We start from the raw sequence: 6,563 nt of genomic DNA on the forward strand, positions 1-6,563 counted from the left end.
TCCCGAACGTACTTGGGGTAACAGCAGTGATGCCCGGACGGCGGTCGAAAGTGGGTGGGGCCGGTGGTGCGAAGACCGGTGGCATGGGTAGTGGCGGTCGTGCTCTTCGTGGAGGCGCTCGGCATCGCGGCGGTCAACTGGTTCATGGGGGTCGTCGTGGACCGCCAGGACATGTCCTTGGCGGGCCTGGACCCCGACGTGATGTCGCTGTCGTCGAAGATCGGCGGGATCGGCTTCGGGCTGTACTTCGCGCTGTGCGGCCTGGTCGCCCTGCTCGTCGCCCTGCGCAACCGGCCGCCCGCCGGTCTGGGGCGGGTCCTGCTGATCAGCGCGGCCGTGGTGCACTGCCTGCTGGGCGCGCTCGCGTGGGGGCTGCTCGGCCGGAACGCCTTCGCGTTCATGATGGTCGTGCTCGCCCTGATCGTGCTGCTGCTGATGACGTACGACCGCCAGGAGGGCGCCGCGGCCGGTAAGCGCGGGAAGCCCGACGAGCCCCAGGGGCCTCAGGGTTCCCAGGGGGACCAGGAGCCCCAAGGTTTCCAGGAGTCTCAGGAGTCCCAGAGGTTCCAGAAGTCTCAGGAGTCCCAGGGACCCCAGGACGTTCCCCCCGTCACCCCGCCGCCGGCGCCCAGCGCGACCTGATCAGCCTTCCCGGGGCGTCCACAATTCCGTGATCCCGACGCCCAGTTCGGCCAGCAGCCGGCGGACGAGGGGCAGGCTGATGCCGATCACGTTGCCGTGGTCGCCGTCGATGCCGTCGATGAAGGGCGCCGAGCGGCCGTCGAGGGTGAACGCCCCGGCGACGTGGAGCGGTTCGCCCGAGGCGACGTAGGCGGCGATCTCGGCGTCGGTGGGCTCGCCGAAGCGGACGACGGTGGAGGCGACGCCGGCCACGTACCGCTTGGCCGCCGTGTCCCAGACACAGTGGCCCGTCTGGAGGGTCCCGGCCCGGCCGCGCATCGCCTTCCAGCGGGCGGTGGCCTCCTCGGCGTCGGAGGGCTTGCCGTACGCCTGGCCGTCCAGGTCGAGCACCGAGTCGCAGCCGATCACCAGCGCGCCCTGGACGTCGGGCCGGGCCGCCACGACGGAGGCCTTGGCCTCGGCGAGGGCGAGCGCCAGCTCGGCGGGGGTGGGCGCGGTGACGGCGTCCTCGTCGACGCCGCTCACCAGCACCTCGGGGGCGAGTCCGGCCTGCCGCAGCAGCCCGAGCCGGGCGGGGGACTGGGAGGCGAGGACGAGTCGGCGGCGCGGCTGATCAGTCATGCGACCAGCGTATCGGCGGCCCTGCACGGACGGACCCGGCCCGCTCACCTCAGCCCGAGCACGATCATCGCGAGCACCATGGCCAGCGCCATGAGAACGCCGAGCCGCCGCAGCATGAGTTGCGTCTCGCGCAGTTCCTCCGGCGGCTCGTTCTCGGGGTCGGACCACAGCATGACTACGAGCGTGCGGCGATCCGCCGCGGAACACCTGAGTACGCGTACTCAACTTGTCCGTGACACGCACCCCTGACGGCGCCGGCCGCCACCAGGGGTCCGGTGGCGGCCGACGCCGTCAGGGAGGCGCTGGCAGGGTCACGTGCCCTGTTTCCTATGCCGGCCAGTAGGTGCGGGCCCACGCCGACGGGCCGGGCCGGGGCACCGGGCGGGCGGCGATACGGGCCGGGTCGGACCAGGAGTCCCGCGGTCCGGGCGCGCCGGACGGCATGTCTGCCGCCGCCGCGGCGCGCGCCCGGACCACCGCCAGTGCGGCGGCCAGCTCCTCCGGGGTCGGATTTCCCCGTACGACCTTGATCGTCACAATCGCTCCCAGGGTCTAGAGGGGGATGTTGCCGTGCTTCTTCGGAGGCAGGGACTCCCGCTTGGTACGCAGCTGACGCAGACCGCGCACGACGTGCCTGCGGGTGTCCGACGGCCTGATCACCGAGTCGACGTAGCCGCGCTCGGCCGCGACATACGGGTTGAGGAGGGCGTCCTCGTACTCCTGGATCAGCCGGGCCCGGGTCGCTTCCAGGTCACCGGCGGCCTCCGCCTCGGCGATCGTGCGGCGGTGCAGGATGTTGACCGCGCCCTGCGCGCCCATGACGGCGATCTGGGCCGTCGGCCACGCGAGGTTGAGGTCGGCGCCCAGGTGCTTGGAGCCCATGACGTCGTAGGCGCCGCCGAAGGCCTTGCGGGTGATCACCGTGATGAGCGGGACGGTGGCCTCGGCGTAGGCGTAGATGAGCTTGGCGCCGCGGCGGATGATGCCGTCGTGCTCCTGGTCGACCCCGGGCAGGAAGCCGGGCACGTCCACGAAGGTGAGGACCGGGATGTTGAAGGCGTCGCAGGTCCGTACGAACCGGGCGGCCTTCTCGCTGGCCTTGATGTCCAGACAGCCGGCGAACTGCATCGGCTGGTTGGCGACGATGCCCACCGGGTGGCCCTCGACCCGGCCGTAGCCGGTGAGGATGTTCGGCGCGAACAGGGGCTGCGTCTCCAGGAACTCGGCGTCGTCCAGGATGTGCTCGATCACCGTGTGCATGTCGTACGGCTGGTTCGCGCTGTCCGGGACGAGCGTGTCCAGTTCGAGGTCCTCCTCGGTGACGGACAGGTCCGCCTCCTCCGGGAAGACCGGGAGCTCGCTGAGGTTGTTGGACGGCAGGTACGACAGCAGCTGCTTGACGTACTCGACGGCGTCCTTCTCGTCCCCGGCCATGTGGTGCGCCACGCCCGACACGGAGTTGTGGGTGCGGGCGCCGCCCAGCTCCTCGAAGCCGACGTCCTCGCCGGTGACGGTCTTGATGACGTCCGGGCCGGTGATGAACATGTGCGAGGTCTGGTCGACCATGACCGTGAAGTCGGTGATGGCCGGGGAGTAGACCGCCCCGCCCGCGCAGGGCCCGACCACCAGGCTGATCTGCGGGATGACGCCGGACGCATGGGTGTTGCGGCGGAAGATCTCGCCGTACGCGCCCAGCGACGCGACGCCCTCCTGGATCCGGGCGCCGCCCGAGTCGTTGATGCCGATGACCGGGCAGCCGGTCTTCAGGGCGAAGTCCATGACCTTGACGATCTTCTGACCGTAGACCTCGCCCAGGGCGCCGCCGAAGACGGTGAAGTCCTGGGAGAAGACGGCCACGGGCCGCCCGTCGACGGTCCCGTATCCGGTGACGACGCCGTCGCCGTAGGGGCGGTTGGCCGCCAGGCCGAAGTTGGTGGAGCGGTGGCGCGCGAACTCGTCGAGCTCCACGAAGGAGTCCTCGTCGAGCAGCAGCTCGATCCGCTCACGGGCTGTCAGTTTGCCTTTGGCGTGCTGCTTTTCGACGGCGCGTTCGGAGCCGGCGTGCGTCGCTTCCTGAATGCGGCGCTGGAGATCCGCGAGCTTTCCCGCGGTGGTGTGGATGTCGGTCACTTCCGGCTCGGACATCGGGATGGGGCTCCCTGCCTGCTCAAAAGGGGGGACGGTTACTCATCCGTAGCGTAGTGGCGCGCCTACCAATCGGCAGTGCGGTGTTTACCACACCTAGGGTGGCTTGCATGACGCCGCGAGATGACTCAGACGGAAACGACAACCGCTGGTCCGACCTGGACCGTCCACCCCTCAACGCACCCGCGTTGCGCCGTGCGCTGGTGCGCGGGGGAAGCCTGTGGACGGAGGTGGAGGTGGTGTCGAACACCGGCTCGACGAACTCCGATCTGGTGGCCCGGGCCGTCGACGGCAAGCTGGCCGAGGGCGCGGTGCTCGTCGCGGAGGAGCAGAGTGCCGGGCGGGGCCGCCTGGACCGCCGGTGGACGGCACCGGCCCGCTCCGGCCTGTTCTTCTCCGTCCTGCTGCGGCCCGACGACGTGCCGCTGGCCCGCTGGGGCTGGCTGCCGCTGCTCACCGGGGTCGCCGTGGCGACGGGGCTGGCCCGAGCGGCGGGCGTGGACACGGCCCTGAAGTGGCCCAACGACCTGCTGGTCACCGTCGGGGACGAGGAGCGCAAGGCGGGCGGGATCCTCGCGGAGCGCGCCGGGGACGACGGCGTCGTCATCGGGATCGGGATCAACGTCACGCTCGGTGCGCAGGAGCTGCCCGTGCCCCAGGCGGGCTCACTGGCCCTGGCCGGCGCGCTGACCACCGACCGTGATCCGCTGCTGCGGGCCGTGCTGCGGTCCCTGGAGGACTGGTACGGGCGCTGGCGGGCGGCCGAGGGCGATCCGGTGGCCAGCGGCCTCCAGGAGACCTACGCGGCGGGCTGCGCGACACTCGGCCGGACCGTACGGGCCGAGCTGCCGGGCGACCGCTCGATCGTAGGCGAGGCGGTGGCCGTCGACGGGGACGGCCGCCTGGTGCTGGCGACGGGCGACGGCGTCCAGGAGCCGGTGGGCGCGGGCGACATCGTCCACCTGCGCCCGGCCTGAGACAAGGGTCTGCCCGGCGGGGTGGAGCCGGGGCCCGAGATCCGGGGCGCGCGGCGCGTGGATCCGCGGTGGTTCGGGCGGGGCGCGCGGCGCGTGGATCCGCGGTGGTTCGGGCGGGGCGGGGAGCGGGTGGTGCGCGGTGCTGTGGCGGTGGTGGCGCCCGGGGCGGTGCTGTGGGGTCGCCGGTGCCGTGTGTGTCGCCGCGGCGGCGGGATCCCCTGTGGCTGCGTAGGCTGCGCTGAGGAGTGAGTTGGCGCACACCTGCCGTAGAGTAAAGGCCGGTCGATACCTGACCGTGACAGATCGGAAGGGCAGCAGGCGTGACCGTCGACGACACGGGCTCCGGCGCGGACGCGGACGGCCGGGTCGATCCTCCCCCGCTCTCGACCTCGCCCGAGCGGAGGGAACCGCCCGCCGCCGAGTCCGGCGGCGACCCGCTCGCACTGCGCCTCGAACAGCTCATCCTCGGCGCCGAGCGGCGCTACACGCCTTTCCAGGCCGCCCGCAGCGCCGGCGTCTCGATGGAACTGGCGTCCCGTTTCTGGCGGGCCATGGGCTTCGCCGACATAGGGCAGGCCAAGGCGCTCACGGAGGCGGACGTACTCGCCCTGCGCCGGCTCGCCGGTCTGGTGGAGGCGGGCCTGCTCAGCGAGGCCATGGCCGTGCAGGTGGCCCGGTCCACCGGGCAGACCACCGCCCGGCTGGCCGAATGGCAGATGGACTCCTTCCTGGAGGGGCTCACCGAGCCGCCCGAGCCGGGGATGACCCGCACCGAGGTGACGTACCCGATCGTCGAGCTGCTGCTGCCCGAACTGGAGGAGTTCCTCGTCTACGTCTGGCGCCGCCAGCTCGCCGCCTCGGCCGGCCGGGTCGTGCAGGCCGCCGACGACGAGGAGATGGTCGACCGGCGCCTCGCGGTGGGGTTCGCCGACCTCGTCGGGTTCACACGGCTGACCCGCCGGATGGAGGAGGAGGAACTCGGCGAACTCGTCGAGGCCTTCGAGACCACCGCCGCCGACCTGGTGGCCGCCCGTGGCGGCAGACTCATCAAGACGCTCGGCGACGAGGTGCTGTTCGCCGCCGACGACGCGGGCGTCGCCGCGGAGATCGCGCTGCGGCTCATCGAGACCATGGCCAACGACGAGACGATGCCCGAGCTGCGCGTCGGCATGGCCTTCGGCACGGTGACGACCCGGATGGGCGACGTCTTCGGTACGACGGTCAACCTGGCCTCGCGGCTGACGTCGATAGCTCCGCGCGACGCCGTCCTCGTCGACGGCGCGTTCGCCGCGGAGCTCATCCGCAGCGGTGAGGCGCCCGCCTCGGAGGCGGAGGCGGCGGAGGCCGCTGTCGCCGCCGAGAAGGAGGGCGAGGAGCCACCGACGTACCGCTTCGCGCTGCGGCCGATGTGGCAGCGGCCGGTGCGCGGACTCGGCGTGGTCGAGCCGTGGCTGCTCACCCGCCGCGACGACGACCAGCAGTAGGTCAGCGGGCGTTCAGTACGTCCACGCACAGACCGATGATCGGCACACACAGCCCCGGCACACCGGGCTGATCCGGCTCATCCGGCTGACCGGGCTGATCCGGCTGGCCTGGCTGTGGGGCCGGGGCGGCCGTGGTCGGTGACGGTGCGTGCGCCGGGGGCGTCGGCTGCGGGAAGGTGCCGGTGCCGGTGCCGGTGCCGGGAGAACGGGGATCGGTCGAGGGCACCGGGACGCTCGTGGGGACGGCCGCGGGGGCCGCGACCGAGGGCACCGCGGTCGCCGATGCCGACGCCGACGCGCCGGGGCCGGCGCCGGCGCCGGCCGTCGGGCTGGTGCTCACCCCGCCCATCCCGGAGGTCGAGCTCACCCGGGGAACGGCCGCGACGGTGGCCGCCGCGTCGGTCGACCAGGTCCCGACGGCGTCCGGGCTGGGTTCGCCCTCCGCCGTGCCGACCCCGCCGACCCCGGAGTCGGGCGCGACGCGTACGAGGCTCAGCACGCCGACAGCCAGCGCGAATCCGCCCGCCGCGAGCAGCACCTTGCGGGGACGGGGTCGGCGATGCCGGCCACGCCGACTCCAGAGACGACCGGCCGAGGACGCGACGTCGCACGCCTCCGCGCCCACCCCGTCGACCGAGCGCGGCGCGCCCGCCGCACCCGGCCTACGGTCTAGGCCCGCCGCACCCGCCTGGCC

At 72.6% G+C, this 6,563-nt stretch carries 8 protein-coding genes; 3 read left to right on the forward strand and 5 right to left on the reverse strand.

From position 1 onward, the window contains the following. Positions 1–54: 54 nt before the first annotated feature. Positions 55–642: a hypothetical protein gene (locus ACFV0T_RS11750; RefSeq protein ID WP_385777105.1), complete on the forward strand. Its 588-nt coding sequence runs from the start codon at positions 55–57 to the stop codon at positions 640–642. Here the strand turns inward: ACFV0T_RS11750 and ACFV0T_RS11755 are convergent, their stop codons facing one another. The 4 genes from ACFV0T_RS11755 to ACFV0T_RS11770 all read right to left on the reverse strand — a co-directional run bounded on the left by ACFV0T_RS11755 (position 643) and on the right by ACFV0T_RS11770 (position 3,408). Next, positions 643–1,263, reverse strand: coding sequence for a Maf family protein (locus tag ACFV0T_RS11755; RefSeq protein ID WP_385777107.1), 621 nt, complete (start codon positions 1,261–1,263; stop codon positions 643–645). 44 nt (positions 1,264–1,307) lie between these two features. Continuing rightward, positions 1,308–1,436 (reverse strand): morphogenic membrane protein MmpB, encoded by a 129-nt coding sequence (gene mmpB / locus ACFV0T_RS11760; protein WP_385777109.1) that lies wholly within the window; start codon positions 1,434–1,436, stop codon positions 1,308–1,310. 154 nt (positions 1,437–1,590) lie between these two features. Further along, positions 1,591–1,800, reverse strand: coding sequence for an acyl-CoA carboxylase epsilon subunit (locus tag ACFV0T_RS11765; RefSeq protein WP_385777111.1), 210 nt, complete (start codon positions 1,798–1,800; stop codon positions 1,591–1,593). Between the two features lie 15 nt (positions 1,801–1,815). Continuing rightward, the gene (locus tag ACFV0T_RS11770; protein WP_385777113.1) at positions 1,816–3,408 is read right to left on the reverse strand and encodes an acyl-CoA carboxylase subunit beta; all 1,593 of its coding nucleotides are present in this window, start codon (positions 3,406–3,408) and stop codon (positions 1,816–1,818) included. Between the two features lie 110 nt (positions 3,409–3,518). Between ACFV0T_RS11770 and ACFV0T_RS11775 the strand changes: the two genes are divergently transcribed. Together ACFV0T_RS11775 and ACFV0T_RS11780 are read left to right on the forward strand one after the other, a co-directional pair. Next, a complete protein-coding gene (locus ACFV0T_RS11775; protein WP_385777115.1) occupies positions 3,519–4,385 on the forward strand; it encodes a biotin--[acetyl-CoA-carboxylase] ligase in 867 nt (288 codons plus the stop codon). A gap of 320 nt (positions 4,386–4,705) precedes the next feature. After that, positions 4,706–5,869: an adenylate/guanylate cyclase domain-containing protein gene (locus ACFV0T_RS11780; protein WP_385777117.1), complete on the forward strand. Its 1,164-nt coding sequence runs from the start codon at positions 4,706–4,708 to the stop codon at positions 5,867–5,869. A gap of 1 nt (position 5,870) precedes the next feature. On the opposite strand, the gene ACFV0T_RS11785 is transcribed toward ACFV0T_RS11780, so the two are convergent. Next, positions 5,871–6,563: hypothetical protein (locus tag ACFV0T_RS11785; protein WP_385777119.1), on the reverse strand; the 693-nt coding region annotated here is incomplete at its 5' end.

It is taken from the genome of Streptomyces sp. NPDC059582 (assembly GCF_042735715.1).
GTDB lineage: Bacteria > Actinomycetota > Actinomycetes > Streptomycetales > Streptomycetaceae > Streptomyces.

Bases quoted from the DNA above. Each gene is read 5' to 3' on its own strand.
- ACFV0T_RS11755 (WP_385777107.1), bottom strand. From the start codon at position 1,263: ATGACTGATCAGCCGCGCCGCCGACTCGTCCTCGCCTCCCAGTCCCCC.
- mmpB (WP_385777109.1), bottom strand. From the start codon at position 1,436: ATGCTGTGGTCCGACCCCGAGAACGAGCCGCCGGAGGAACTGCGCGAG.
- ACFV0T_RS11770 (WP_385777113.1), bottom strand. From the start codon at position 3,408: ATGTCCGAGCCGGAAGTGACCGACATCCACACCACCGCGGGAAAGCTC.
- ACFV0T_RS11775 (WP_385777115.1), top strand. From the start codon at position 3,519: ATGACGCCGCGAGATGACTCAGACGGAAACGACAACCGCTGGTCCGAC.